Genomic DNA, 26,730 nt, shown 5'->3' with positions numbered 1-26,730 from the left:
GCCGATCCGATGGACCGGCTGCGGGAGTGGGTGCCCGGGCAGGAGCCCTGAGGGCTCAGCCCTCCTGACCCTTGTCGGCGCCCTCGAGCTTCATGCTCGCGTTGGTGATCCGCCGCTGGTCGTCGAAGGTGAACTCGACGTGCCCCGTCTCGTCGGCGATCCGGATGACGTCGCCGTCCTCGGTGGCGGTGAACCCGGGACGGTGCTCGGCCAGCCCCAGCACTGTCGAGCGATGGTCGGTGATGTTGCCCGCGCTGAGGACGTACCCCAGCCGCGAGGCGACCTGCATCAGCTCGGGCTCGGGCACCTCGATCCCCTCGAGGACGAACACCGCCCGCGTCCCGCCTCCCACGTCGGCGGTGTAGTACGGGCTCAGGCGGGTCGCCTCGACCCCCACGTAAGCGACGAGGTGCGCGAGGGCCGTCACGGTCTCACCGACGTCCTCGCCGGGCTCGAAGGGCAGCTCAGCAGTGGTCAGGTCGGTGATGCCGTACTTCTCTCCCAGCTCCTTGATCTTGGTTGCGGCCTCACTCCCGCCCTGGGGGTGGGCCCACCCCCAGAGCATCGAACGGGGGCCCGGGGCCACGGACCCGATGAGGTGGATCCTGGCGCTGAGGGTGCGCTCGGCACCGACGAAGCGGAGGGTTCCGGCCTCCATGTCTCCGTCGATCTGGTGCTCGCCCAGCTGTTCCTCCAGCACCTCACCGAAGAGGGTCTGCTTGAGGTTGGCGTAGAGGGCGGCTCGGTTGGCGACGTTCTGCAGTCCTGGGTGCATGGGCACCATCCTGCCGAGCGACCCCGTCCCACGCACCCCGTGGCGATGGGGAGGACTCCCCATCGTCCGGTGGGCTCGCCGCCTCAGGCGCCCAGTTGTGCGCGGATGTCGATGATCCGGTCCTGGGGGTCGAAGACGAAGAGGATCTCGCCGTTCCCGTCGTGCAGGCGGATGGCCGGGCCCTCCTGCATCGCCTCGAACCCTGCCCGGTGCTCGGCCAGCCCCAGGACCGACGAGCGATGGTTGGCGATGAATCCCGCAGACAGGATGCGCTGCATGCGGGTGGCGGCGTCGGCGAGCGTGGGCTCCGGCACGTCGACGTCGAGCAGGAAGCTCACGAGGTCGCTGCTGCCGGGCAGGTCGACCATGTAGTACGGCGCGCGCCGCGTGGCCTCAATCGCGGCCGACCCGGTGAGGTGGGCCATCCGAGCAGTCGGCGGCAGGCCCTGCGGGGCGCTGCCGCCTTCGTAGGGAAGCCGCTCCGTCGTGAGGTCGGTGATGCCGTGGCGTTCACCGAGTTCGCGCACGGAGGTTGCGTGTTCGGCGCCCTTGGGGTGGCCCCATCCCCAGATGACCTCGCTCGGGTCCGCCTTGATGAACGCGATGAGGTGTGCCGGCACCGTCAAGGGGGTGCCCTGCTCGCCGTGGAAGGTCATCGTGCCCGCCGCGCTGTCATAGGACGACTGAGGTCGTCCGAAGCGCTCGGCGAGCATCTGGCCCAGCAGAGCCTGCTTGAGCAGGGCGTACAACCCTGCGCGGTCGGCCACGTTCTGCAGTCCGGGAGTCGTCATGGGGACATCATGCCGTGCCCGGAGGGAGCGCAGGCAGCGAAGGGGGACGCCGGCCCGAATCGTCGCCATGACAGGATCGGCCGCATGACCGAGGCCAACGACCGCCCGCTCGAGGACGAGCGCTCCTTCGTCGGTGTCCCGGACGGGTTCGACCGACTGTGGACGCCGCACCGGATGGCCTACGTCACCGGGGAGCGGCCCAGTGACGAGGCCGGCGAGGGGTGCCCCTTCTGCGTCGCGCCCGACAAGGACGATGCCGAAGGGCTCGTCGTCCACCGTGGCGAGACCTGCTTCGTCGTCATGAACCTCTTCCCGTACAACGCCGGTCACGTCCTCGTCTGCCCCTACCGCCATGTCTCCCTCTACGTCGACCTCACCGACGAGGAGACGGCGGAGTTCACGGCCCTCACCAAGGCCGCGATCCGCGCCCTCCAGGCCTCGTCCAACCCGCACGGGTTCAACCTCGGGATGAACCAGGGCGCCGTCGCCGGCGCCGGTGTCGCAGCGCACCTGCACCAGCACGTCATCCCGCGCTGGGGTGGCGACATGAACTTCCTGCCGATCGTCGCGCAGACCAAGGCGCTGCCGATCCTGCTCGAGGACGCCCGGGCGGCCCTCGTCGCGGCCTGGCCGGACGCGCAGGCCTGAGGCGAAGGGGGAGGGGCGCGGCCCCCTTCGTCAGCGTCGTCGGCCGCCCCACACTCGGCGAGGTGGTCGGGGACCCGACCCGCGCGCGGTTACGCTTGTCGCGCCATGCTCAATCGATACGCGCGCGCCGCCGTCACCCGGATCCTCACCCCGGTGGCGAAACTCCTCAACCGCCTGGGCATCAGCCCCGACGTGGTGACCATCCTCGGCACCATCGGCGTATGCGTCGGCGCGCTGGTCTTCTTCCCCCGCGGGCAGCTGCTCGTCGGCGTCCTCGTCATCACCGCCTTCGTCTTCTCCGACACCATCGACGGCGTCATGGCGCGTCTGCTGGGGCGCACGAGCAAGTGGGGCGCCTTCCTCGACTCGACGCTCGACCGCATCGGCGACGCCGCGATCTTCTCCGGCTTGGCCATCTGGTTCTTCCAGGGCGGTGACGACCGCGTCATGGCGTGGCTCGCCATGGCCTGCCTCGTGCTCGGCAGCGTCGTCTCGTACGCCCGCGCCCGAGCAGAGGGACTGGGCATGACCGCGAGCGTCGGCATCGCGGAGCGCGCGGACCGCCTCGTCGCCGCCCTCGTCACCACCGGACTCGTCGGGCTCGGGCTGCCGGAGGTCGTCCTCAAGGTGGTCCTCGCCGTCCTCGCCGTGGCGAGCGTCGTCACCATCCTCCAGCGGGTGCTCTTCGTCCGGCAGCAGTGCATCGCCGACGACGCCGCGTCGACTCCCGCGACGTCGTGACCCGGTTGCGCCGGCAGGCGACCGTCTGGGCCTTCCTGCTGGCCTGGCGGGTGCTGCGTCTCGTCCCGGCGTCCCTCGCGTACCGCCTCTTCGACCTCGCCGCCGACCGGACGTACGCCGGTGACGGCGACTCCGTGCAGCGCCTGCGCGCCAACTACGCCCGGGTGCGTCCCGAGCTCGGTCCCGACGAGCTCGAGGCGTTGACGGCGAAGGGGGTGCGCGGCGCCCTTCGGTACTACGTCGAGGCCTTCCGCCTGCAGTCCCTCGACGGGGACCGGGTCGACTCCATCGTCCGCTACGAGGGCGCCTTGCCCGAGCTCAAGGGGCACCTGCTCGCCGGCCGGCCCGTGCTCGCCTTCCTCGGCCACACGGGCAACTGGGACCTCGCCGGCGTCTGGTGCGCCCGTCACCTCGGCAAGGTCGTCACGGTCGCCGAGCGACTCGAGCCGGAGGAGATGTTCCGCGCCTTCCTCGACTACCGCGAGAGCCTGGGCATGGTCATCCACCCGGCGGAGCGCGGGACCTACGCGCTGCTGCGCGCCCAGCTCGACACCGGGGAGCCGGTGGTCATGCCGCTGTTGGCCGACCGCGACCTGTCCGCCAGCGGGGTCGAGGTCGACCTGTGCGGGCACCGGGCGCGCATGGCGGCCGGCCCGGCCGCGCTGGCCGTCGAGACCGGACTGCCGCTCTTCCCCGTCACGCTGCGTCATGAGCGCATCGGTCGCTCGTGGGGCATGGTCGTCACGATCCACGATGCCGTCGAGGTGGCTCCCCAGGGCCACCCGGAGGCGGTCAGGCTGACGACGCAGGCCTGCGCGGACGCCTTCGGCGCCGCGATCACCCGGCACACCGAGGACTGGCACATGATGCAGCGGGTCTTCGTCGAGGACCTCGACCCGGCGCGCGACGCGGCCCGGAGGGCTGTGGCATGAGGGTGGGTCTGGTCAGTCCCTACTCCTTCGACGTCCCCGGAGGCGTCCAGTTCCACATCCGCGACCTCGCGGAGTACCTGGTCCGGCACGGGCACGAGGCCTCCGTCCTCGCGCCGGCCGACGAGGGCACCGAGCTGCCCCCCTACGTCGTGCCGGCGGGACGTGCGGTGCCGATCCGCTACAACGGCTCGACCGCGCGGTTGCTCTTCGGTCCGGTCGCCGCAGCCAAGGTGGGTCGCTGGCTGGAGGAGGGCGACTTCGACGTCGTCCACATCCACGAGCCCCTCGCACCCAGCCTCTCGCTCCTCGCCCTGTGGGGCACGACGAGCCCCGTCGTCGCCACCTTCCACACCTCCAACGTGCGCTCCCGCGTCATGCAGGCCGCCTACCCGCTCCTGCGCCCGTCCCTGGAGAAGATCCACGGTCGCATCGCCGTGTCCGAGGACGCGCGGCGCACCGTGACCACCCACATCGGCGGTGACGCGGTCGTCATCCCCAACGGGGTCGACACCGCTGCCTTCGCGCGGGCGAACCGGGACGAGCGCTGGAGCGGCAGCCCCGGCCGACCGACGATCGTCTTCCTCGGTCGGATCGACGAGCCGCGCAAGGGGCTGCCGGTCCTGTCGGCGGCCATGCCGGCAATCCTCGACGCCGTCCCCGGGGCGCGGCTGCTCGTCGTCGGTCCCGGCAGCGTCGACGCGGCCCGGGCGAAGCTGACCGAGCGCGTGCTCGCCGCGACCGAGTTCCTCGGCGCGCTCTCCGACGAGGACAAGGCGGCCGCCCTGGCCTCGGCCGACCTCTACGTCGCGCCGCACACCGGGGGAGAGAGCTTCGGCATCGTCCTCGTCGAGGCGATGGCCGCCGGGGCGCCGGTCCTCGCGAGCGACCTCGCCGCCTTCCAGCGGGTGCTCGACGGCGGCCGCACGGGGATGGCCGGTGCGCTCTTCGCCAACGAGCGTCCCGAGGACCTGGCTGCCCGCGCGGTCGAGCTGCTGGCGGACCCGGGTCGGCTGCGCGTCCTGTCGGACCTCGGGCGCGAGCGGGCGCGCGTCTTCGACTGGGACGTCGTGGCCAAGGAGATCCTCGCCGTCTACGACACGGTCGTCGACTCCGGGATGCACCACCGCGAGGTCACCCGGCTGCGTCCGGGCATCGACCGCAGGGCCGGGGGAGGCCCGGCATGACGACCATCAGCTGGATCGTCCTCGTCATCTGCGTCCTGCTCGTGCTCGCGTGGTACCTCTCCTACAGCGCCGCGCGTCTCGACCGCCTGCACGCCAAGGTGGAGGGTGCTCTGTCCGCGCTCGACGCGCACGTCGTGCGTCGGGCCGAGGCCAGCCTCGAGCTGGCCAACTCCGGTGCCATCGACCCGGCGAGCGGGTTCCTCCTCGCCGCGGCCGCCAGCGAGTCGCTCGAGCGGGTCAACGAGCGCACCTTCGAGTCGGACCTGCTCGAGGGACAGCACTTCGCCGGTCGCGAGAGCGTCGAGAGCGAGCTGACCGAGGTCCTGCATGCCGCGCTGCCGGGGCAGGTGGTCACCGACATCACGGCCGAAGGGGGCCCCGGCGCCGCTGCGCTCGAGCGCGTCCGCGAGGCGGGTCTGCGCGTCCAGCTGGCGCGCCGCTTCCACAACGAGGCGGTCAAGGAGGTCCAGCGGGTGCGGGCCAAGCGGATCGTGCGGCTCTTCCGCCTGGCCGGGTACGCCGACCTGCCGCGGACCGTGGAGTTCGACGACACCCTGCCGGGCTGAGTCCGGACCCCTCGCCACGGGCCCGCGGAGGCGGCATGATCTGGGGCATGACCCCGGCCGACCTCACCCTCGTCACACCGCTCAACGAGGTGCTCGGCCTCGCCGGCCTGCCGCGTGTGGGCCTGGAGCACCTCGCGCTGGCCCAAGTGGCCCTGCTCGGGGGTGACCGGGCCCTCGCGGCGGTGCCCACGGCCCGCCGGCGCCGCCGCCGACGACGCGGTGGAGGCATCGGCTTCCTCGGCCTGTGCTGCTGCCTGCTGCCGCTGGCCCTGGCCGCACTCATCGGCTACCTCGTGTGGTCGCGGCGCAAGGGGCAGGACCCCAGGACGGCCATCAGTGGCCTCGGGTCCTCCTTCGGCGGGACCCCGTCTGCGGGATCGCATCCGGCACCGCCCCCGCCCGGGGGCTCCACGTCGCCCGGGGGCGCGACGCCACCCCCGCCGCCGGGTGGGACGACGACGGCGTCCGGAGACGCACCGCCGCCGACGGGCGGTGAGGGGCCACCGCCCCCTTCGTCCGGGCGTCCGGCACCTCCGCCGCCTCCCGGGGCGTCCGACCCGGGCACCCCACCGCGGGAGGACTGACCGCCGCTGGCGCGACTCAGTCGCCCGCTCGCGCCGCCTCGACGATGTCGGTGGTCAGGGACTCGGCCTGCTCGTCGTCGAGGTCGTGCACGGTCAGGCGCAGATGGCGTGAGGGCTCGTCGGTCTCCATCAGGCGGAAGTCGTCACCAGTGCGCACCAGCCAGCCCCGGCGGGTCAGCCTTTCGGCCGCCTCCCGTGCGGCCACCGGCAACTCCACCCACAAGCTCATCCCGTCGCCGGCCTGCGTCGGCAGTCCCCGCTCCGTGAGCAGTGCGGCGAAGGTGGCGTTGCGCTCCGCGTAGTGGGTGCCTGCGCGGTCGATGCGGGCCAGCGCGTCCTCGTCCGTCATGACCGAGTGCGTGATGCGTTGCAGGAGGTGGCTCACCCACGTCGTGCCGGGACTGAGCCGCAGCTCCAGCCGCGCGGCCGTGTCGGCGTCGCAGGCCGTCACGGCGAGGCACATGTCCGGGCCGGCGAACTTCGAGACCGACCGCACGAGGGCCCAGCGCTCGTGGTCCGGACCGATGATCGAGTGGAAGGGCTGCCGCGACAGGTAAGAGAAGTAGTCGTCCTGCACGACGAGGACGTAGGGGTGCTCCGCCATCACCGCGCGCAGGGCCTCGGCGCGACGTGCGCTCAGCGACGCGCCCGTCGGGTTCTGTGCCCGAGGGGTGCACACGACGGCGCGCACGCCCTGGTCGAGCGCGTGGCGCAGCCCCTCGACGGTCATGCCCTCGGCGTCGACGGGGACGGGGACCGCGCGGTACCCGCCGAGCTGCGCCAGGTGGATGCTCGCCAGGAAGCAGGGGTCCTCGAGAGCCACCGTGTCGTCACGCATGAGCGCTTGTGCGAGCAGGCGCTCCACGGCGTCGACGGCGCCGCTCGTCAGGGTGATGTGCAGCTCGTCCTCGTCCACCGGTACGTCCGGTGCCATCCAGCCCCTGGCCCACGCGAGCAGGTCACGGTCGATCGTGGGTTCGCCGTAGAGGACGTGCCGCCCGGCGGCCGCGGCGAGAGCCGGCCCGAGGTCGGGGATCAGCGCGGGATCCGGGTTGCCGGTGCCGACGTCCCGCAGCGAGCCTGCGGGGGCGAAGCCCTCCTGGGGCACTCGCGCAGGCCGGGCGACCCGGGTGCCGGCGCGGCCCTGCGACACGACAACCCCGGAGCGGGCCAGCGCACGGTAGGCGGCCACGGCCGTGTTGCGGTTGACCCCGAGCTGCTCGGCCAGGGCCCGCACCGGAGGGAGGACCTCCCCGGGTGCCAGGCGGCCGCGCTCGACGAGGCCGCGCACGCTGTCGGCGATCTCGGCGGCCGTGCCCCCCGTGATCAGTGCTGCGTCGGTACCCACGTCCCGGAGTCTAGGTCCACCTTCACGACCCGTGGACGACCGTCACGGCTTTGGCCTGTGCCGTGCTACTTTCTGGCCTAGATCAAAAATCGGCCTGCTCCCGGCGGGCCACGGGAGATGGAGTGGACCATGACCAGTGACACGACCGAGGTCGGGACCGCGCGCGTCAAGCGCGGGATGGCCGAGATGCTCAAGGGCGGCGTCATCATGGACGTCGTCACGCCGGAGCAGGCGAAGATCGCCGAGGACGCCGGCGCCGTGGCCGTCATGGCCCTCGAGCGCGTCCCGGCCGACATCCGCGCGCAGGGCGGCGTCTCGCGGATGAGTGACCCCGACATGATCGACGGCATCATCGAGGCCGTCTCGATCCCCGTCATGGCCAAGGCGCGCATCGGTCACTTCGTCGAGGCCCAGGTGCTGCAGTCGCTCGGGGTCGACTACATCGACGAGTCAGAGGTGCTCACCCCGGCCGACTACGCCAACCACATCGACAAGTGGGCCTTCACCGTCCCCTTCGTCTGCGGTGCCACCAACCTGGGTGAGGCGCTGCGCCGCATCACCGAGGGCGCCGCGATGATCCGGTCGAAGGGGGAGGCCGGCACCGGCGACGTGTCGAACGCGACGACCCACATGCGCTCCATCCGCCAGGAGATCCGACGCCTGCAGAACCTCGCCGAGGACGAGCTGTACGTCGCCGCCAAGGAGCTGCAGGCCCCCTTCGAGCTCGTCAAGGAGGTCGCGGCCAACGGCAAGTTGCCCGTCGTCCTCTTCACCGCCGGCGGCATCGCGACGCCCGCCGACGCGGCGATGATGATGCAGCTGGGCGCCGAGGGCGTCTTCGTCGGGTCGGGCATCTTCAAGTCCGGCAACCCGGCGCAGCGCGCCGAGGCGATCGTCAAGGCGACGACCTTCTTCGACGACCCGGACATGCTGGCCAAGGTCTCGCGCGGCCTCGGTGAGGCGATGGTCGGCATCAACGTCGACGAGATCCCCCAGCCGCACCGGCTCGCCGAGCGCGGCTGGTGACGGGTCACCGAGCGCGTGTTTGAGGGGCCCGGGTCGACGACCCGGGCCCCTCACCCGCTCCCGGACTGTCAGTAGCTGCCGATGAAGTGGGTCCACCCGGGGTAGAGCTCGGCGCCGTCGGAGACCATGATCCGGCGGTCCGCGGCCGAGCGCAGGTCGAGCCGTCGGCCCAGCTCGAGGCTGTAGATGTTGATGGTGGAGCGGGCGCCCCCGCCGCTCAGGCCCGCGCGCAGCCCGTGGTCGGTCTGGCCGCTCGTGGCGATGGTCGTGGTGGAGACGATGCCGCCCAAGGGGCCGTGGAGGACGACCTGTCCGGCCCGGTTGACCTCCAGCCCGGTGACCCCCGTGCACAGGTGGTACCGGTTGCCGTAGGGGAGCACGCCCACCTCCTTCGTCGTGAAGCGGACGCGACACCCGCGCTGCACGAGATCGACGGGCTCGACGGACCCGTCGATGTACGGCCCGTAGGCCTGCGCGGCAGCGGTCGTCACGGCGTTGGTCACGCCGGGTCGCTGCGTCGTCTTGGTCCAGGACACCCACATGTTGGCGACGACCCCCTTCACCCGCGCATAGTCACGTGGTTGCCGCAGGTCGAGCCGCCGGCGCCACCGTGAGTCGTAGATGCTCACCGTCATGACCGACGGGGTCGCCGTCACCCCGGTGATGAGGCCACGGGCGGCGAGCGTCTCGTCGGGGTCGGCCTGGGCGTTGACGACGGCTCCACGTTGCTCGCCCGAGGACAGCACCTGGAGGTCGCCCGTGGGGGACAGGCGGAGCGAGGAGGCGCCGATGCACCGGTGCGTCCCGTTGGCGTGGACGCGCGGGGTCTCGCTGTCGAAGCGGATGACGCATCCGCCCGCGATCGTCGTCTCCGACGTCGCCGTGCGGTCACGGTAGGCGCCGAGCGCGTCGTACCCCGGGTCCTTGAGCAGGGACGCCGCCGTCGTCCCCGACGGTGTCACCTTGACCCAGCCGATGACCAGGTCGGCACGGACCACCCTCCGCCGCTGCGTGGTGCTGCGCAGGCTGATCCGGCTCTTGTCCCGCGCGTCGTAGAACCTCACGGTGACGTGCTTGCCGTTGCCCGTGGCACTGGTGGCAATGCCGCGAGCACTGAGCACGGGGCCGGCCTGCACCATGATCCGCAGCGAGGGATACGGCGCCTGTGGCGTCATCCGCACGATGAGGTCGCCGCGGTTGTCGACCCCGAGCGAGCTGACGCCCACGCAGGGCCGCCCCGCGGAGCCGACCGGACTCGCGGTCCCGGCCGCGTCGAAGGCGATCCGGCACCCTCCGACGACGTACCGGTCGACCGGGACGAACTCGTCGTCGATGGCCGCCGCGTTCCCCGACGGGACGAGGAGGACGGCGAGGAGAAGTGCTGACAGGACGGACGCGAGCAACCCGCGGCGAGGCATGATGAGCAAGGTGACCCCCGGTGACCAGCCCGGGCTTCCCCTCCGGGCAAGGAACCCACACGACGTGCGGGGGCAAACTTTGCGCACCGTGCCGCGCCGTGGGCGAGGCGGACTTCCGTGCATTTCCGCGTCGGTCCCGACCGGGGCACACCGCGTGACCTGCGCTCAGCCGCGGTCGGTGCGCCCGTGCCCCCTGCGGCGCAGTGCTCGCGCATCCCGGACGTCCTCCTCGTGCTTGTCCTTCTTCTTGTCGATGCCGGTCGTGTCGCGCCGAGGCAGCTGGATCTCGTCCTCGGCGGGCATGCCGGCCTGCAGCTCCCGCCCACGCTCGAGCTCGGCGTCGAGCTCGGCACCGAAGAGCAGGGCGAGGTTGGTCAGCCACAGCCACAGCAGGAAGACGATGACGCCGGCCATCGATCCGTAGGTCTTGTTGTAGGAGCCGAAGTTCGCCACGTAGATGCCGAAGGCCACGGACGCGAGCACCCACACGAGGATCGCCACGAGCGCGCCGGGGCTCATCCACCTGATCTTCGGCTGGCGCACGTTCGGCGTCGACCAGTACAGCAGCGCGACGATGACGACCACGGCGAGGAGGAGGACCGGCCACTTGGCGATCTGCCAGACCGTGACGGCACTCGACCCGAGCCCGAGCAACGAGCCGATCGACTCCGCGACCGGTCCCGAGACGACCAGTGCCACGAGCACGGCGGCCACCAGGACGAGGAGCACCGCGGTGACGAGGAGCATCAGCGGGCGCAGCTTCCAGACCGGCCGGCCCTCGGTGACGCCGTAGATCCTGTTCATCGCCCGTGAGAAGGCGTTCACATATCCCGATGCCGACCACAGGGCACCGGCGAGGCCGAGCACCAGGGCCAAGCCGGCGCCGGTGCCCTGGGCCAGTGAGGTGAGGACCGGCTCAAGGGTGTCCGTCACGGAGGCTCCCGCCGTGTCCCGCAGGACACCGAGGACCGTGTCGACCGTCTGCGGCCCCTGCCCGACGAGGCCCACGAGTGAGACGAGGGCGATGAATGCCGGGAAGAGCGCCAGGACGGCGTAGTACGTCAGTGCCGCCGCGAGGTCCGTGCACTCGTCCGCGGAGAACTCCCGCGCCGTCCGGCGCAGCACGTGGCGCAGCGTGGGCTTCTCGAGGTCGGTCGGTCCGTCCGGCGCGCGGGAGTCCTCCGAGTGCGGTGCTGGACCGCTGCGGTCAGCTCGTCCGGTCATCAGAGCCGGTAGCCCCGGTACCGGTGGAGCCGTCTGCCACGTGAACGGACGAGGCGCACGGCGAGCGGCAGCCCGACGAGCGCGACGGCCGCGGCGACACCCGCTGCCCAGACCTGTGGCATCGGCTTCCCCTCACGATCGGTCGCGGACCGCCGCACGTTGGCCACGGCGTGCTGCACCCGCGCCTTCTGCTCGTCGGCCCCGTGCTTCGCCCGCGTCCTGACGTCGAGCTTCGCGGCGAGTGCGTCGACCGTCTCACCGAGCTCGGCTCGCGTGGCGGCGGCCTCGCGCTCCAGCTGCTCGACCCCCTCGTCCGGTGACGGGTGGTGCTCGTCCGGGACCGCGCGGAGGTCATGGCGGGGTTCCTGCTCGTCGAAGGTGCTCACGGGTGGTGGCCTCCCTTGACCGTGTCGATGTCGGCCTTGACGTTGTGGACGGTGCGCTCGGCGGGCGGTGCCGCCTCGGACACCTGCTTCTTGCCCACGAGGGCAAGGAGACCGGCGACCGCCAGGAGGACCACGCCGACGACCAACGCGGCCAGCCACAGGGGCATGACGAGGTCGAGGGCGATGATGGCGGTTGCGACGAGGGCGGCGACGCCGTACAGCGCGACGAGACCGGCACCTCCGAAGAGTCCCGCTCCCGTCCCGGCCTTCTTCGCGCTCTGCGTCAGCTCGGCACGAGCGAGCGCCATCTCCTGACGGACGAGTTGTCCGATCTGCTCGGTGGCGTCGGCGACGAGCTGCCCCGTGCTCTCGTGCTGGGTCGGGATGTCGTCGCGGCCCGCGGCGTGCGAGCCGCTCGCGTGGGTGGGATCAGCCAAGGCCGCCACGTCCCGGGGTGGTGCCGGGGCCCGAGGTGGGCTCGCCCGACCCGAGACCGCCTGCGCCGGTCCCGGGGGTGGTGCCGACGCCGGTGCCGGGAGAGGCGGTGGTGGTCGTCGTCGGGGTGTCGGTGGAGTCGTTCCCCGTCTTCTCCTTGACCTTGGCGGTGATCTTGTCCCCCGCCTTGTGCCCCAGGTCCTCGGCGGCCTCCTGGGCCTGACCGGCCTTGCGCTGCACCTTGGGGTCCTTCCACAGCCGCTTGGCCTGGCCGCTGATCTTGTCGTACTGCTCACGGCCGGCTCGCGTGCCGAACACGTAGCCGATGGCTCCGGCGGCGAGCATCGAGATCTTGCCCATGACAACCTCCTGGGTTGAGTCGTGCGGTTGGTTCATCTGGCTACCCGCCGATCGGGGGACCAAACACGTCCACGCATCGAGGCGGCGGCAGTCGCAGGCGTGCGGGCGACTACATTCCGCTCCATGAGCGACCTCTCCCGTCCCGTCATCGGAGTCCTCGCGGTCCAGGGCGACGTCCGGGAGCACCGGGCCGCCCTCGAGGAGGCCGGCGCGGCGACGTTGCCGGTGCGCCGACCGGAGGAGCTGGCGACGCTGGACGCGCTCGTCCTCCCCGGAGGGGAGTCGACGACCATCGACAAGCTGACCCGCACCTTCGGCCTGCGTGACCCCCTTCGTGCTCGTATCGCCGACGGGATGCCGGTCTACGGCAGCTGCGCCGGGATGATCCTGCTCGCGGACCGCATCCTCGACGGCCACCCCCACCAGCAGACCCTCGGCGGGCTCGACATCACGGTGCGGCGCAATGCGTTCGGCCGCCAGGTCGACTCGTACGAGACCGATCTCGAGGTCCGTGGGCTCGAGGGTGGGCCGCTGCGCGCGGTCTTCATCCGAGCGCCGTGGGTGGAGCAGGCCGGTCCCGACGTCGAGGTGCTCGCGAGCGTCGAGGCGAAGGGGGAGACCCATCCCGTCGTCGTGCGGCAGGGTCGGCTCCTCGCCACGAGCTTCCACCCGGAGGTCACGGGGGACCACCGGGTGCACGCGCTGTTCGTCGGCATGGTGCGGGACTCGAGCACGGACGGCATGGTGCGGGACTCGAGCACGGAAGGCATTGTGCGGGACTCGAGCACGGACGGCATGGTGCGGGACTCGAGCACGGACGGCATGGTGCGGGACTCGAGCACGGACGGCACGGTGCGAGGTGGCGGCGAGAACGACGTCGCGCGTGACGTGAGCGCGTAGGATCGCTCCTCGGACCACCTGCCAGCCAGTACGAGGAGACCACGTGTCCGGCCACTCCAAGTGGGCAACCACGAAGCACAAGAAGGCGGCGATCGACGCCAAGCGCGGCAAGCTCTTCGCCAAGCTCATCAAGAACATCGAGGTGGCCGCCCGCACGGGCGGTGGCGACCTCGCTGGCAACCCCACGCTCTACGACGCCGTGCAGAAGGCGAAGAAGAGCTCGGTCCCCAATGACAACATCGACCGCGCGGTCAAGCGTGGTTCGGGTGCCGAGGCCGGTGGGGCCGACTGGGAGAACATCACCTACGAGGGCTACGCGCCCGGTGGTGTCGCGGTGCTCATCGAGTGCCTCACCGACAACAAGAACCGCGCCGCCACGGAGGTCCGCACGGCCCTGTCCCGCAACGGCGGCAGTCTCGCCGACCCCAACTCGGTCGCCTACCTCTTCAACCGCAAGGGCGTCGTCATGGTGCCCAAGGTGGAGAAGGGGGAGGACGAGCTCCTCGAGATCGTGCTCGAGGCGGGCGCCGAGGAGATCAACGATTTCGGCGAGTCCTGGCAGATCGTCTCCGAGGCGACCGACTTCGTCGCCGTGCGCACCGCGCTGCAGGAGGCCGGCGTCGACTACGACTCCGCCGAGGCCTCCTTCCTGCCGAGCATGCAGGTGCCGCTCGACGCCGAGGGTGCCAAGAAGATGATGCGAGTCATCGACGCCCTCGAGGACAGTGACGACGTGCAGAACGTCTACACCAACGGCGACGTCTCCGACGAGGTCATGGCCCAGCTCGAGGCCGACGACGAGTGATCGGCGTGTCGGCGGCGCCCGGTGCGTCGCCGACACGTAGCCTCGAGCAGAACAGGTGTTCGAGTCGATCCGGGAGTGGTGCGCGTGCGAGTGCTGGGCGTGGACCCCGGGCTGACCCGGTGCGGCCTCGGGGTCGTCGAGGGTGAGGCGCGGGCCCTGCGCATGGTCGCCGTCGGTGTCGTGCGCACCTCCAGCGGGCGCGACACGGGCGACCGGCTTGCCTACGTCCAGGACGAGCTCGACACGTGGCTGGACCGCTTCGCTCCCGATGCGATCGCCCTCGAGCGCGTCTATGCCGCCGACCACGTCCCGACCGTCATGACGACCGCCCAGGTGAGTGGTCTCGTGCTGCTCGCCGGCGCCCGTCGCGGCATCCCCGTCACCCTCCACACGCCCACCGAGGTCAAGGCAGCCGTCTCCGGCTCCGGCCGGGCGGACAAGGCGCAGATCGCGACCATGGTCACCCGGATCCTCACGCTCGACGAGCCGCCGCGTCCCGCCGACGCCGCGGATGCCCTGGCCCTGGCCATCTGCCACCAGTGGCGCGGCCGGGGTGCGATGCGCCAGGAGCTCGCCGCTGCCAGCGAGCGGGCCCGGCTGCGATCGGTGGCCGGCGCATGATCGCCTCGATCACCGGCACCGCCCGGCACGTCGGACTCGACCGCGTCGTCGTCGACGTCCACGGCGTCGGGCTCCTCGTGCACACCCCACCGGCCGTCGCGGCGGGCTGCCGCACCGGGACGGAGGTCGACCTGGCCACGAGCATGGTCGTGCGCGAGGACTCCATGACGCTCTACGGCTTCGCCACGGCGGGGGAGCGCGACACCTTCGAGCTGGCCCAGACCGTCAGTGGCGTCGGGCCGCGGGTCGCGCTGGCGATCCTGTCGGTCCTCAGCCCCGACGAGCTGTCCGCCGCCGTCGCGGGCGAGGACATCGCGACCCTGACCAAGGTCCCCGGCATCGGCAAGAAGGGGGCGGAGCGTCTCGTCCTCGAGCTGCGGGACAAGATGCCGCACGCTCCAGGGGCTGGGGCAGCGGCCGCGCCCGCGGCGACCGCCGCGGCCTGGCAGGAGCAGGTCGCCGACGCGCTCGTGGGTCTGGGCTACTCGACCAAGCAGTCCGCCGATGCCGTGGCCAAGGTCGCCGACGAGCACGGTGCCGGTGACGTCTCGAGCGCGCTGCGCGCGGCGCTGCAGGTGCTCGCACGATGAGCGGCTTCAGCTCAGAGATCCGGGTGGCCGACGAGGACCCGCGCGAGGGGGACGGCTCCTTCGAGGCGACTGCCCGCATCGTCGACGCTGGCGGCACCGACGACGACTCGACGGTCGAGGCGGCGCTGCGGCCTCGCCGGCTCGACGAGTTCCCCGGTCAGCCCAAGGTGCGCGACCAGCTGGGCCTGGTGCTCGAGGCGGCCCGCCGCCGTGGATCGCCGCCGGACCACGTGCTGCTGTCCGGACCGCCCGGCCTGGGCAAGACGACGCTGGCGATGATCGTCGCCGCCGAGCTCGAGCAGCCGATCCGGGTCACGTCGGGGCCCGCGATCCAGCACGCCGGTGACCTCGCGTCCGTGCTCTCCTCGCTCGTCGAGGGCGAGGTGCTCTTCCTCGACGAGATCCACCGCATGTCCCGACCGGCCGAGGAGATGCTCTATCTCGCGATGGAGGACTTCCGGGTCGACGTGGTCGTCGGCAAGGGGCCCGGCGCCACGGCCATCCCCCTGGAGCTACCCCCCTTCACCGTCGTCGGAGCCACGACGCGCGCTGGTCTGCTGCCGGCGCCCCTGCGCGACCGCTTCGGTTTCACCGGCCACCTCGACTTCTACGAGGTCGCCGACCTCGAGCGGATCCTGCAGCGCAGCGCCCGCCTGCTCGGCGTCCCTGCCGACGAGGACGCGCTGGCGGAGATCGCGCTGCGCTCCCGTGGCACGCCGCGCATCGCCAACCGGCTGCTGCGGCGGGTGCGCGACTGGGCACAGGTGCACGGCACCGGGGAGGTCGACGTCACCGCCGCCCGCGCGGCCCTGACCCTCTTCGACGTCGACGAGGCGGGCCTCGACCGGCTCGACCGTGCGGTGCTCGAGGCCATGTGCCGCCGCTTCGGCGGGGGCCCCGTGGGCCTGTCGACGCTGGCCGTGGCGGTCGGCGAGGAGACCGACACCGTCGAGACCGTCGCCGAGCCGTACCTCGTGCGCCAGGGCTATATCGTGCGCAGCCCGCGGGGACGACTCGCGACCCCGCTCGCCTGGGGCCACCTCGGTCTCACCCCACCGCCGGGGGAGCAGACCCCCCTTCCCCTCCCGGACGGAGCCGACGGCGGCCGGTTCGGCTGAGGCCGCACCGAAACCAATTGCCCCTCGTGTCCGTTGGTACAGGTCAGCAGCACTGACCTAGACTCGGCCCTTGGCTCGGGGACACCCGAGCCACTGCGACGTCTCCCGACCGACCAGTCCCGACCCAGGAAGTCCCTCTCATGAACGAAGGCTCGCAGACCGCCAGCCTGCTCTTGCTGATCCTCCCGCTCGTGCTCATCGGCTTCATGCTGTGGTCGGCACGACGACGGCAGCGCACGATGGCGGAGTTCACCGCGTCGCTTCAGGTCGGGGACGAGGTCTTCACGACCTCCGGCATCCTCGGTCGCATCGTCGAGCTCGACGACGACCGACTGCGCCTCGAGGTCGCGCCCGGCACGGTCCTGACCATGGACCGTCGGGCGGTGGGCATGAAGGTCGAGCCCACGCAGACCGGACCCGTCACGGACCAGGACGGACGGGACTGATGGCGGAGCGTCGACGCACCAAGGAGATCGCGCGCAGGGACAACGCCAAGCGCACCCTCGTCTGGCTCTTCGCCGGGATCATCGTGCTCGTCGGAGCCCTGGGCTACGGCGTCTGGCAGAAGGACGCGTCCTGGACGCCGCGTCTGGGTCTCGACCTGGCCGGTGGCACGCAGATCGTCCTCGAGCCGCGCGTGACGGGTGGCGGCAGCGTCTCGCCCGAGCAGCTCGCCGAGGCCCGCGACATCATCGTCCAGCGTATCGACTCGCAGGGCACCACCGGCGCCGAGGTCACGACCCAGGGTGACTCCAACATCGTCGTCGCCATGCCGGGCACCCCGACCAAGGAGCAGGAGGATGCGATCGCGGCGTCCTCGCAGATGCAGTTCCGCCCGGTGCTGGCCACTGCCATCGGCGACCCGTCGCTCATGGAGCCGGCCCCCAGCGAGACGAGCGGTTCGGGCTCCTCCAGCCCGACGTCCGGCTCCACGTCCGGATCCGGCTCCTCGGCCAGCGACGACGCGAGCAGCAGCACGACGCAGCCGAGCACGAGCCGCAGCGAGACCTCCGCGTCCCGCGACCGGGCGCGCACGGCCGAGCCCACTTCGCCCGGCACGACCTCGTCCAAGAGCTCGAGCAGCTCGGCCTCCTCGAGCGCCTCGTCCTCCGGCAGCGCCTCGTCCACGGGCGCGCCCAGCGAGCCCCCGGCCCAGAGCTGGTCGCCGTCGGGCAAGCCGACCGGTCCGATGGACCCCAACAACATCACCACCGAGGTGTGGGACAGGTTCCAGGAGCTCGACTGCTCGAAGCCGCCGGAGGAGGCTCCGTCGACCGACCCCGACGAGCCCATCGTCGCGTGCAAGCAGGACGGCTCGATCAAGTACGTGCTCGGTCCGGTGGTCGTTGCCGGCACCGAGATCGCCAACGCCGAGGCCGGCTACCGGGTCGGCCCGCAGGGCCAGCAGACCAACGAGCCGGAGATCTCCCTCACGCTGACCAGCAAGGGTCGAGGTGCGTACGGCGACATCTCCGAGCAGATGGTCCAGATGCCCGGGCTGCAGCCCGGGGTCAACCCGCCCGGCTCCTACAACGCCCTCGCGGCCGTCCTCGACTCGCAGGTCCTCATCGACCCCGGCTTCAACGAGGCGATCCCGAGCGGGCAGGCCAGCATCTCCGGCTTCACGATCGACGAGGCACGGAGCCTGGCCAAGTCGCTGAAGTTCGGCGCACTTCCGCTGTCCTTCGATGTGCAGACCCGCCAGGAGATCAGCCCCACCCTCGGCTCCGAGCAGCTGCGCTGGGGTGTCATCGCCGGCGTCATCGGCCTGCTCATCGTCTTCGGCTACGCGATGGTCCAGTACCGCGCGCTGTCGATCGTCGTCGTCGGGTCGATGGTCATCGCCTTCCTCATCACCTATCTGGCCATCGCCTTGTTGGCGTGGGGCTACAACTACAGACTCGACATGGCCGGCGTGACCGGTCTGATCATCGCCATCGGTGTCACCGCCGACAGCTTCATCATCTACTTCGAGAGAGTCAGGGACGAGCTTCGCGAAGGGCGCAACCTGCGGGCCGCGGTCGAGGCCGGGTGGGCCCGGGCCAAGGGCACGATCCTCGTGGCCGACGGCGTCAACCTCGTCGCCGCGGTGATCCTCTACGTCCTGGCCAGCTCCGGGGTGCGCGGCTTCGCGTTCACCCTCGGCCTGACGACCCTGATCGACCTGGCGATCTTCTGGCTGTTCACCCACCCGATGCTCACGATCCTCGCGCGCGGCAAGTTCTTCGCGTCCGGCCACCCGTGGTCCGGCTTCGACGTCAACCGGCTGCGTGAGGCCAAGGTCCGCTACAAGGGCCGCGGCACGTTCGACATCGAGGGTCCGCTCGAGCGTGACAACCCGGCGACCGTGCCGGCCGAGGGAGGCGCGCGATGAGCCGCATGGCGGACTGGGGCAATGACCTCTACACCGGGCGTCGCTCGATCAACTTCGTCGGCCAGTCGAAGAAGTGGTACGTCTGGTCGGCCATCATCATGATCGTGGCCGTCGCCGGCCTCGTCGTGCGGCCGCTCAACCTCAGCCTCGAGTTCACCGGAGGCTCCGAGTTCCGCGTCGCCACGCAGAGCGCGCCGAGCAACTACGAGGACCTCGCCACCGAGGCGGTGCGCGAGGTCGCCGGCGGCGACTCCTCGGCCAATGTCTCCACGCTCGGTGGCAGCACCGTGCGTGTGCAGACCGAGGAGTTGAGTGGCGACGAGGCCCGTGAGGTCTCGCGCACCCTCGCGACCGCCTTCGACGTCGAGAGCAGCGAGGTCAGCTCCAACTTCATCGGGCCCTCGTGGGGTGCGTCCGTCAGCCAGCAGGCGCTGCGGGCCCTCGTCGTCTTCCTCGTGCTGACGACCGCTCTCATGGCGCTGTACTACCGCAACCTCAAGATGGCGGTGGCGTCGATGATCGCCCTCGCGCACGACATGGTCATCACCGTCGGCATCTACAGCTGGTCCGGCTTCGAGGTCTCGCCGGCGACGATGATCGGATTCCTCACCGTCCTGGGCTACTCGCTCTACGACACGGTCGTCGTCTTCGACCACGTGAAGGAGAACACCCGGGCAGCCTTCGCCAACCGACGGATGAGCTTCGCCGACGCCGCCAACCTCGCCGTCAACCAGACGCTCGTGCGCTCGATCAACACGACGATCATCGCCAACCTGCCGGTCGTCGCGGTCATCATCATCGGCTTCGCGGTCCTCGGACCGGGCACACTGCTCGACCTCTCGCTGGCACTCTTCATCGGCACGACCGTCGGTGCCTTCTCGTCGGTCTTCATCGCGACGCCGCTGCTGGTGGACCTGCGGCGCAAGGACCCCGAGGTGGTGCAACTGGCCAAGGACGCAGAGAAGCACCGCGCCCGCCAGGAGCGGCAGCCGGCCATGGCCGCGAGCGGCGCGACGAGCACCGCAACCGTGGCCCCGAGCGGAGGATCTGGTGGCCGGGGCAGCACGCCGGCTCCGGACCGCGGCGGAGATGTCGGCACCCAGGACGAGTCGACCGGCGTCGCGGAGTCGGGCGGCGTCGCCGAGCCGGGCGAGGCCCAGACCGTCACCGGCCGCAAGGTGCACAAGTACGCCCAGTCGGCAGGCCCCCGCAACCAGCCGAAGAAGACGCCCCGCAAGCGACGGGGCAAGGGGTGAGCACGGACCTCGGGGAGCGGATCCTCACCGGCCTGCGCGACGTCCCCGACTTCCCGGAACCGGGTGTGACCTTCAAGGACATCACGCCGGTGATCGCCGATGCCGCCCTCTTCGCCGATGTGGTCCGGGCCCACGCCGAGCCGTGGCAGGGCCGGGTCGACGCGGTCGCAGGGCTGGAGGCGCGCGGGTTCATCTTCGGTGCCGCCATCGCGCTGCACATGGGACTGGGCTTCGTCCCGGTGCGCAAGGCGGGCAAGCTGCCGGGTCCGACGATCGGCGTCGACTACGCGCTCGAGTACGGCACTGCGCGGATCGAGGTGCAGCGCGAGGCCGTGGCCCCGGGCGCCCGGGTCCTCGTCGTCGACGACGTCCTGGCGACCGGAGGCACGGCCGCTGCCGCGTGCGAGCTCCTCGAGACCTGTGGCGCGGTCGTGCCCGGCGTCGAGGTCCTCGTGGAGATCGAGGCCCTCGGTGGGCGAGACGTGTTGGCGGGCCGTGCCGTCCGGAGCCTGGTCACGGTCTAGGCTCTCTCCATGAGCGAGCGCGGCACCAGCAGCGGCGGGTTCTCCCCGCGGTCTCTGGCGCGCGCTTCGTTGGCCCGACTGGGCAGTGGCCGCGCGGCCACTCCCGGCGTGCTGGACCCCCTGCTGCAGATCGTGCGGCAGAGCCACCCCAAGGCCGACCTGTCGATCATCGAGCGCGCCTACGACGTCGCCGAGCGCGCGCACCGCGGCCAGTCCCGCAAGAGCGGTGACCCGTACATCACCCACCCGCTCGCGGTGACGACGATCCTCGCCGAGCTCGGCATGACACCGGTGACGCTCGCCGCCGCCCTGCTCCACGACACCGTCGAGGACACGGAGTACTCGCTCGACGAGCTCGAGGAGGAGTTCGGCGCCGAGGTGGCCAAGCTCGTCGACGGCGTGACCAAGCTCGACAAGGTCACCTACGGCGACAACGCCCAGGCCGAGACCGTGCGCAAGATGATCGTGGCGATGGCTCGTGACATCCGGGTGCTCGTCATCAAGCTGGCCGACCGCCTGCACAACGCCCGCACCTGGCGATACGTCTCGACCGGGTCGGCCCAGCGCAAGGCCCAGGAGACGCTGGAGATCTACGCGCCCCTGGCGCACCGCCTCGGGATGAACACCATCAAGTGGGAGCTGGAGGACCTCTCCTTCGCCACGCTCTACCCCAAGGTCTACGAGGAGATCGTCCGGCTCGTCGCCGAGCGCGCCCCGGCCCGCGAGGAGTACCTGACGACGGTCAAGGGGCAGGTCGTCGCCGACCTGCGTGAGGCCCGGATCAAGGCGACCGTCACCGGTCGGCCCAAGCACTACTACTCCGTCTACCAGAAGATGATCGTCGGGGGTCGCGAGTTCGGCGAGATCTACGACCTCGTCGCCGTGCGCGTCCTCGTCGACACGGTGCGGGACTGCTACGCGGCGCTCGGCGCGCTGCACGCCCGGTGGAACCCCCTTCCCGGGCGGTTCAAGGACTACATCTCCCTGCCGAAGTTCAACATGTACCAGTCGCTGCACACGACGGTCATCGGACCGCAGGGCAAGCCGGTCGAGATCCAGATCCGCACCCACCAGATGCACCGTCGCGCCGAGTACGGCGTCGCCGCGCACTGGAAGTACAAGGACCGCGGCAACCCCGACGGGGGCAAGGTCGACGACGGGCAGGTCGGCGAGATGGCGTGGCTGCGCCAGCTGCTTGACTGGCAGAAGGAGACGGCCGACCCGAGCGAGTTCCTCGACTCCCTGCGCTACGAGATCAACACGCAGGAGGTCTACGCCTTCACGCCCAAGGGGCAGGTCATCGCCCTGCCTGCCGGCTCGACGGCGGTCGACTTCGCCTATGCCGTCCACACCGAGGTGGGGCACCGGTGCATCGGGGCCCGGGTCAACGGCCGCCTCGTGCCCCTGGACTCGCCCCTCGAGAACGGCGACGCGGTCGAGGTCCTCACCTCCAAGGCCGAAGGAGCCGGACCCTCTCGCGACTGGCTCAACTTCGTGCGCTCCGCGCGTGCCCGCAACAAGATCAAGCAGTGGTTCACCAAGGAGCGCCGTGAGGAGATGGTCGACTCCGGCAAGGAGGCCATCGCCAAGGTCGTGCGCAAGCAGAACCTGCCGCTCCACCGCATTGTCACCGTCGAGTCCCTGACGGCCGTCGCGAGCGAGCTGCGCCGGCAGGACGTCGACGGGCTCTATGCCGCCGTCGGCGAGGGGCACGTCTCCGCGCAGCACGTGGTCTCGCGGCTCATCGCGGCAGCCGGGGGAGAGGACGGCGCGACCGAGGACCTCGCCGAGGCCACCCTTCCGGGACCCATCGGACGTCCCCGGAGCAGCAGCGATCCCGGTGTCGTGGTCAAGGGCATGGACGACCTGTGGGTCAAGCTCGCCAAGTGCTGCACCCCGGTGCCCGGTGACGAGATCATGGGCTTCATCACCCGCGGCAACGGCGTCTCGGTGCACCGCGTCAACTGCCCCAACGCAGACTCGCTGAAGAAGGAGGCCGAGCGGCTCATCGAGGTCGAGTGGGCCCCGAGCAGCTCCAGCGTCTTCCTCGTGCAGGTGCAGGTCGAGGCCCTCGACCGGGCCGGGCTGCTCTCGGACGTCACCCGCGTGCTCTCCGAGTCGGGCGTCAACATCCTCTCCGCCGCCGTGCAGACCTCACGCGACCGCGTCGCGATCCTGCGCTTCACCTTCGAGATGGGCGAGGTCGCCCACCTCAGCCACGTGGTGCAGCAGGTCAAGCGCATCGAGTCGGTCTTCGACTGCTTCCGCATCACCGGCGGCAGCAACAAGCGCGGCTGACCGCGCCCAGACCCGAGGTGTCGGGCCGGCCGCGGCCTCCAGACCCTCGCACCGCTCCCGGACAGAAGATCCGGCGCGCTGCCGAAGCGGTGCCCTGAGGAGCTTGTGCAGCAAGCGTCTCGAAGGGTCCTTCGTCGTCGTGCGGTCACGTTGTCGTTCTCGACTTCGGCTTGATGCTGCGCCGGACCTTCTGTCCGTCCGCTCCGTGAGTGCTCCCGGCCGTCACCCGTCCGCGCATCTCCCCGGGGAAATGCGCGGTCTCGGCCTCCTGGCCGGGAGCGGTGGCAGAGAGAAGCGGAGGAGAGTCAGCCGCCGAACTCGTCGAGCCCCTTGCGGGCCTGGTCCAGCCACGCCTGCTGGGCCTCGAGCTGCTCGCGCAGCTTGGCCGCGCGCGAGGCGTTGCCGCGGGACTCGGCCTGCTCGACCTCGGCCTGCAGGTCGGCGACCTTGGACTCGAGCTGGGTGACCATGGAGGAGGCGCGCGCGGACAGCTCGGGGTTGGAGCTGGCCCACTTCTTGTCCTCGGCGTCGCGCACGGCCTGCTCGACACGCTGCATGCCCTTCTCCATCCGGGAGATGTCGGCGCGCGGGACCTTGCCCGCGGCCTCCCACCGGTCCTGGATGCCGCGCAGGGCCACCTTGGTCTTCTCGAGGTCCTTGACGGGCAGCAGGGCCTGGGCCTCGGCGAGGATCGCTTCCTTGACCTCCAGGTTGCCGCGGTGCGCCTCGTCCTCCTTGGCCGCCTCGGCGTCCTTGGCGTTGAAGAAGGCGTCCTGCGCTGCGCGGAAGCGCTCCCACAGGCGGTCGTCGTCCGCGCGCCCGGCGCGACCCGCCCGGCGCCACTCGTCCATGAGCCGCTTGAAGGCCCCGGCCGTGGCATTCCAGTCGGTGGAGGTCGACAGGCGCTCGGCCTGGACGACGAGGTCCTCCTTGACGTGCTTGACCTCGCCGCGGGTCTGCTCCAGCTGGGCGAAGTGGGCGCGGCGCGTCTTGTCGAAACCGTTGCGGGCCTTGGAGAAGCGCTGCCACATCGCGCTCTCGACGTCCTTGTCCAGACGGACCTTGCCGCGCTGGTGGGCCTTCCACTCGTCGAGCAGGGCGCGCATGCGGGCCGTGGACTGCTTCCACTGGACCTTTTCGACGGGCTGCGCCGCGATCGTCTCCGCCTCGGCAACGATCTTCTCCCGCTCGGCGGCCGCGGCCTGCTTGGCTTCGGCGCGGTGGGCCGACTCGGCCTGACGCTTGGCGGTCAGGCCGGCCTCGAGCTCGGCGATGAGCGACGCGAGCGCCGGCAGGTCGCCGACGACATTGGGCTCGTGGGCGTGCTCGCGCAGGCTCTTCAGGCCGTCACCGATCTCCTTCGCGGAGACGTCGGGGACCTCGAGGCGCTGGTGCAGCAGGTGCGCGGAGGCGTAGAGCTCGTCGTACTTGCGGGCGAAGTACTGCAACGCCTCGTCGGGCGTCGCGTCGGGGTAGGAGCCGACCTCGCGCTCACCCTCGCCGTCGCGGACGTAGACCTTGCCCTCCTCGTCGACCCGGCCGAAGGCGGCCGAGGCGGAGTGGTCCGTCGTGGCCGCCGGGGGTTCGGTGGCGGGCGTCGCGGGCGGGCGGGGAGCCATGCGGGCCAGGGCCGCAGGCGAAGGCGCCGAGGGGCGCGGGGCGTTGGTCTCGTCACTCACAGGGCCGAGGTTACCCAAGGGCGTGCGACGAAGGGGGCCGCACGTAGGGTTGTCCCGTGCTGACCCTCTCGTTCCCGGCGCAGGCCTTCGGGACCAATTGCTACGTCATCGCCGACGGGCCCGGCGAGGAGTGCCTCATCGTCGATCCCGGCATCGGCATCGAGGAGACCCTCCGCGAGGTCCTCACGACGCACCGGCTCAAGCCAGCCGCCGTGCTGCTGACCCACGGTCACGTCGACCACGTCTTCTCCGTGACCCCCGTCTGCGGTGGCGAGCTCGCCGCCTACATCCACACCGACGACCGCTACCGACTCGTCGACCCGTTGGGCTCCTCCTCCCTCGGACCGCAGCTGAGCGGGATGCTCGAGCAGCAGTTCGGCAAGAAGGTCACCTGGCGCGAGCCGGAGCGGATCGTCGAGGTCACCGACAGCGAGACGGTCACGGTGGCCGGGATCGACCTCGAGGTCGTCCACGCGCCGGGCCACACGGAGGGCTCGGTCATGTTCGCCGTCGACGCCGTGCCCGAGGGCGTGCCCGCCGAGGCCGAGGTCGACCGCACGCTCATCACCGGTGACGTGCTCTTCGCCGGGTCGATCGGTCGCACGGACCTGCCGGGAGGGTCGTACGAGGCGATGCAGGACTCCCTTCGTCGGGCGGTCCATCCGCGTCCCGACTCCAGTCTCGTCCTGCCCGGCCACGGGCCCGCGACCACGCTGGGCCGTGAAAAGGCGACCAACCCGTACCTGCAAGGACTGTCATGAGCACCCCCCGCGCCACCAAGGTCACCCCGCTGTCGGGCTTCCCCGAGTACCTGCCGGAGCAGCGCATCGTCGAGCAGCACTTCATCGACGTCATCCGCTCCACCTTCGAGCTGCACGGCTTCCCGTCCATCGAGACGCGCGCGGTCGAACCCGTCGAGCGCCTCCTCGGCAAGGGCGGCGACGCCGACAAGGAGATCTACGGCATCCACCGGCTCGCCGCGGAGGACGAAGGGGGTGCTGCCGGCGGTTCCCGCGAGGGTGATCTCGGCCTGCACTTCGACCTCACCGTGCCCTTCGCCCGCTACGTCGTGGAGAACGCGGGGCGGTTGAGCTTCCCCTTCCGCCGGCACCAGATCCAGAAGGTCTGGCGCGGCGAGCGTCCTCAGGAGGGGCGCTACCGCGAGTTCACCCAGTGCGACATCGACGTCGTCGACACGGGGGAGCTGGCGCCGCACTTCGAGGCCGAGATGCCGCTCGTCATGGCGGAGATCTTCGCCAAGCTGCCGATCCCGCCGATGGTCATCCAGGTCAACAACCGCAAGATCCCCGAGGGCTTCTACCGGGGCCTGGGCATCGACGACGTCGCCGGGACGCTGCGGGTGGTCGACAAGCTCGACAAGATCGGGCCGGACAAGGTCGCGGCCCAGCTCGTCGAGGCCGGCCGCACGCCCGAGCAGGCGCAGGCGGTGCTCGACCTCGCCTCGATCCGCACGCAGGACACCTCCTTCGTCGAGCAGGTGCGGACCCTCGGTGTGGAGCACCCCGTGCTCGACGAGGGCCTGGCGGCGTTGGCCGCGGTCATCGAGACCGGTGCGGCGGCAGCCCCCGGCGCGATGGTCGCGGACCTGCGCATCGCCCGCGGCCTCGACTACTACACCGGCACCGTCTACGAGACCCAGCTCATCGGCCACGAGTCCTGGGGCTCGTTCTGCTCCGGCGGCCGCTACGACGAGCTGGCGAGCGACGGCAAGAACACCTATCCCGGCGTCGGCATCTCGATCGGTCTCTCCCGGCTGCTCGGCCTGCTCCTCGGCAAGGGCCTCGTCGGCGCGAGCCGCAAGACCCCGTCCGCGGTGCTCGTCGCGGTCACGGACGAAGGGAGCCGCCCGGCCTCCGTCGCGGCGGCCACCGCCCTTCGTGCTCGCGGTATCCCGTGCGAGGTCGCGCCGGTCGCGGCGAAGTTCGGCAAGCAGATCCGCTTCGCCGAGCGGCGCGGGATCCCGTACGTGTGGTTCCCCGGCGCCACCGAGGGCGGCGGTGACCAGGTCAAGGACATCCGCTCCGGCGAGCAGGTGGACGCGGACGCCGCGACCTGGCAGTGCCCTGCCGAGGACCTGCGACCCCAGGTCGTCGCCCTGACCTGACCCACCGACACCGCGCATCTCC

27 protein-coding genes and 1 pseudogene are annotated in these 26,730 nt (G+C 71.2%); 19 read left to right on the top strand and 9 right to left on the bottom strand.

Going from position 1 to position 26,730, the window contains the following annotated elements; translation table 11 throughout:
• Nucleotides 1–55: 55 nt before the first annotated feature.
• Together JAN01S_RS02105 and JAN01S_RS02100 are read right to left on the bottom strand one after the other, a co-directional pair.
• Nucleotides 56–775: a DUF6882 domain-containing protein gene (locus JAN01S_RS02105; RefSeq protein ID WP_068312932.1), complete on the bottom strand. Its 720-nt coding sequence runs from the start codon at nt 773–775 to the stop codon at nt 56–58.
• Nucleotides 776–858: 83 nt separating this feature from the next.
• Entirely contained in the window at nt 859–1,566 is a 708-nt protein-coding gene (locus tag JAN01S_RS02100) for a DUF6882 domain-containing protein (RefSeq protein WP_068312929.1), read from the bottom strand.
• 84 nt (nt 1,567–1,650) lie between these two features.
• On the opposite strand from JAN01S_RS02100, the gene JAN01S_RS02095 reads away from it, so the two are divergent.
• The 6 genes from JAN01S_RS02095 (at nt 1,651) to JAN01S_RS17040 (ending at nt 6,221) form a co-directional block, all read left to right on the top strand.
• Nucleotides 1,651–2,214 (top strand): HIT family protein, encoded by a 564-nt coding sequence (locus tag JAN01S_RS02095; RefSeq protein WP_068312926.1) that lies wholly within the window; start codon nt 1,651–1,653, stop codon nt 2,212–2,214.
• A gap of 105 nt (nt 2,215–2,319) precedes the next feature.
• On the top strand, nt 2,320–2,955 hold the full coding sequence (pgsA, locus tag JAN01S_RS02090) for a phosphatidylinositol phosphate synthase (protein ID WP_068312924.1): 636 nt from the start codon (nt 2,320–2,322) through the stop codon (nt 2,953–2,955).
• Entirely contained in the window at nt 2,952–3,887 is a 936-nt protein-coding gene (locus JAN01S_RS02085) for a phosphatidylinositol mannoside acyltransferase (protein ID WP_068312921.1), read from the top strand. Before pgsA ends, JAN01S_RS02085 begins: the two co-directional genes overlap by 4 nt.
• Nucleotides 3,884–5,071, top strand: a complete 1,188-nt coding sequence (locus tag JAN01S_RS02080) for a glycosyltransferase family 4 protein (RefSeq protein ID WP_068312917.1) — start codon at nt 3,884–3,886, stop codon at nt 5,069–5,071. The genes JAN01S_RS02085 and JAN01S_RS02080 overlap by 4 nt, the downstream gene beginning before the upstream one ends.
• Complete coding sequence (locus tag JAN01S_RS02075; RefSeq protein ID WP_068312915.1) at nt 5,068–5,637, top strand: hypothetical protein; 570 nt, start codon at nt 5,068–5,070, stop codon at nt 5,635–5,637. The genes JAN01S_RS02080 and JAN01S_RS02075 overlap by 4 nt, the downstream gene beginning before the upstream one ends.
• A 47-nt stretch (nt 5,638–5,684) precedes the next feature.
• Nucleotides 5,685–6,221 carry a hypothetical protein gene (locus JAN01S_RS17040; RefSeq protein ID WP_169797148.1) on the top strand — a complete coding sequence of 179 codons (537 nt, stop codon included), beginning with the start codon at nt 5,685–5,687 and terminating at the stop codon, nt 6,219–6,221.
• A gap of 16 nt (nt 6,222–6,237) precedes the next feature.
• On the opposite strand, the gene JAN01S_RS02065 is transcribed toward JAN01S_RS17040, so the two are convergent.
• Complete coding sequence (locus tag JAN01S_RS02065) at nt 6,238–7,569, bottom strand: aminotransferase class I/II-fold pyridoxal phosphate-dependent enzyme (protein ID WP_068312909.1); 1,332 nt, start codon at nt 7,567–7,569, stop codon at nt 6,238–6,240.
• A 129-nt stretch (nt 7,570–7,698) separates the two neighbouring features.
• On the opposite strand from JAN01S_RS02065, the gene pdxS reads away from it, so the two are divergent.
• Nucleotides 7,699–8,595, top strand: a complete 897-nt coding sequence (gene pdxS / locus JAN01S_RS02060) for a pyridoxal 5'-phosphate synthase lyase subunit PdxS (RefSeq protein ID WP_068312899.1) — start codon at nt 7,699–7,701, stop codon at nt 8,593–8,595.
• A gap of 68 nt (nt 8,596–8,663) precedes the next feature.
• Here the strand turns inward: pdxS and JAN01S_RS02055 are convergent, their stop codons facing one another.
• The 5 genes from JAN01S_RS02055 to JAN01S_RS02035 form a co-directional block, all read right to left on the bottom strand.
• Complete coding sequence (locus JAN01S_RS02055) at nt 8,664–10,013, bottom strand: hypothetical protein (RefSeq protein WP_157075557.1); 1,350 nt, start codon at nt 10,011–10,013, stop codon at nt 8,664–8,666.
• 165 nt (nt 10,014–10,178) lie between these two features.
• Entirely contained in the window at nt 10,179–11,237 is a 1,059-nt protein-coding gene (locus tag JAN01S_RS02050) for a YihY/virulence factor BrkB family protein (protein WP_068312892.1), read from the bottom strand.
• Nucleotides 11,237–11,623: a DUF3618 domain-containing protein gene (locus JAN01S_RS02045; protein WP_068312890.1), complete on the bottom strand. Its 387-nt coding sequence runs from the start codon at nt 11,621–11,623 to the stop codon at nt 11,237–11,239. Before JAN01S_RS02045 ends, JAN01S_RS02050 begins: the two co-directional genes overlap by 1 nt.
• Entirely contained in the window at nt 11,620–12,060 is a 441-nt protein-coding gene (locus tag JAN01S_RS02040; protein ID WP_244884715.1) for a phage holin family protein, read from the bottom strand. The genes JAN01S_RS02045 and JAN01S_RS02040 overlap by 4 nt, the downstream gene beginning before the upstream one ends.
• Nucleotides 12,053–12,418: a hypothetical protein gene (locus tag JAN01S_RS02035; RefSeq protein WP_068312887.1), complete on the bottom strand. Its 366-nt coding sequence runs from the start codon at nt 12,416–12,418 to the stop codon at nt 12,053–12,055. The genes JAN01S_RS02040 and JAN01S_RS02035 overlap by 8 nt, the downstream gene beginning before the upstream one ends.
• A 123-nt stretch (nt 12,419–12,541) precedes the next feature.
• Here JAN01S_RS02035 and pdxT point away from each other — a divergent pair.
• The 10 genes and pseudogenes from pdxT to JAN01S_RS01985 all read left to right on the top strand — a co-directional run.
• A pseudogene (pdxT, locus tag JAN01S_RS02030) lies at nt 12,542–13,141 on the top strand (pyridoxal 5'-phosphate synthase glutaminase subunit PdxT); the annotation flags it as partial.
• A 220-nt stretch (nt 13,142–13,361) separates the two neighbouring features.
• Entirely contained in the window at nt 13,362–14,123 is a 762-nt protein-coding gene (locus JAN01S_RS02025; protein WP_068312884.1) for a YebC/PmpR family DNA-binding transcriptional regulator, read from the top strand.
• Nucleotides 14,124–14,207: 84 nt separating this feature from the next.
• Complete coding sequence (ruvC, locus tag JAN01S_RS02020) at nt 14,208–14,744, top strand: crossover junction endodeoxyribonuclease RuvC (RefSeq protein WP_068312961.1); 537 nt, start codon at nt 14,208–14,210, stop codon at nt 14,742–14,744.
• On the top strand, nt 14,741–15,334 hold the full coding sequence (gene ruvA / locus JAN01S_RS02015; protein WP_068312882.1) for a Holliday junction branch migration protein RuvA: 594 nt from the start codon (nt 14,741–14,743) through the stop codon (nt 15,332–15,334). Before ruvC ends, ruvA begins: the two co-directional genes overlap by 4 nt.
• On the top strand, nt 15,331–16,452 hold the full coding sequence (gene ruvB, locus JAN01S_RS02010; RefSeq protein ID WP_068312878.1) for a Holliday junction branch migration DNA helicase RuvB: 1,122 nt from the start codon (nt 15,331–15,333) through the stop codon (nt 16,450–16,452). Before ruvA ends, ruvB begins: the two co-directional genes overlap by 4 nt.
• Before the next feature lie 140 nt (nt 16,453–16,592).
• Nucleotides 16,593–16,898, top strand: coding sequence for a preprotein translocase subunit YajC (yajC, locus tag JAN01S_RS02005; protein ID WP_068312876.1), 306 nt, complete (start codon nt 16,593–16,595; stop codon nt 16,896–16,898).
• On the top strand, nt 16,898–18,826 hold the full coding sequence (gene secD / locus JAN01S_RS02000; RefSeq protein WP_068312873.1) for a protein translocase subunit SecD: 1,929 nt from the start codon (nt 16,898–16,900) through the stop codon (nt 18,824–18,826). The genes yajC and secD overlap by 1 nt, the downstream gene beginning before the upstream one ends.
• A gap of 5 nt (nt 18,827–18,831) precedes the next feature.
• The gene (gene secF / locus JAN01S_RS01995) at nt 18,832–20,082 is read left to right on the top strand and encodes a protein translocase subunit SecF (protein WP_084359926.1); all 1,251 of its coding nucleotides are present in this window, start codon (nt 18,832–18,834) and stop codon (nt 20,080–20,082) included.
• Nucleotides 20,079–20,606: an adenine phosphoribosyltransferase gene (locus JAN01S_RS01990; protein WP_068312864.1), complete on the top strand. Its 528-nt coding sequence runs from the start codon at nt 20,079–20,081 to the stop codon at nt 20,604–20,606. Before secF ends, JAN01S_RS01990 begins: the two co-directional genes overlap by 4 nt.
• Nucleotides 20,607–20,615: 9 nt before the next feature.
• Nucleotides 20,616–22,904, top strand: a complete 2,289-nt coding sequence (locus JAN01S_RS01985) for a RelA/SpoT family protein (RefSeq protein ID WP_068312861.1) — start codon at nt 20,616–20,618, stop codon at nt 22,902–22,904.
• Nucleotides 22,905–23,209: 305 nt separating this feature from the next.
• On the opposite strand, the gene JAN01S_RS01980 is transcribed toward JAN01S_RS01985, so the two are convergent.
• Nucleotides 23,210–24,583: a DUF349 domain-containing protein gene (locus JAN01S_RS01980; protein ID WP_244884714.1), complete on the bottom strand. Its 1,374-nt coding sequence runs from the start codon at nt 24,581–24,583 to the stop codon at nt 23,210–23,212.
• 56 nt (nt 24,584–24,639) lie between these two features.
• On the opposite strand from JAN01S_RS01980, the gene JAN01S_RS01975 reads away from it, so the two are divergent.
• Together JAN01S_RS01975 and hisS are read left to right on the top strand one after the other, a co-directional pair.
• Nucleotides 24,640–25,344, top strand: a complete 705-nt coding sequence (locus JAN01S_RS01975) for an MBL fold metallo-hydrolase (protein ID WP_068312858.1) — start codon at nt 24,640–24,642, stop codon at nt 25,342–25,344.
• On the top strand, nt 25,341–26,708 hold the full coding sequence (gene hisS, locus JAN01S_RS01970) for a histidine--tRNA ligase (protein ID WP_068312855.1): 1,368 nt from the start codon (nt 25,341–25,343) through the stop codon (nt 26,706–26,708). The genes JAN01S_RS01975 and hisS overlap by 4 nt, the downstream gene beginning before the upstream one ends.
• Nucleotides 26,709–26,730: the final 22 nt, after the last annotated feature.

The sequence above is a fragment of the Janibacter anophelis NBRC 107843 genome, from assembly GCF_001570945.1.
Taxonomy (GTDB): domain Bacteria; phylum Actinomycetota; class Actinomycetes; order Actinomycetales; family Dermatophilaceae; genus Janibacter; species Janibacter anophelis.
This window is presented reverse-complemented; position numbering and strand designations above follow the sequence as displayed.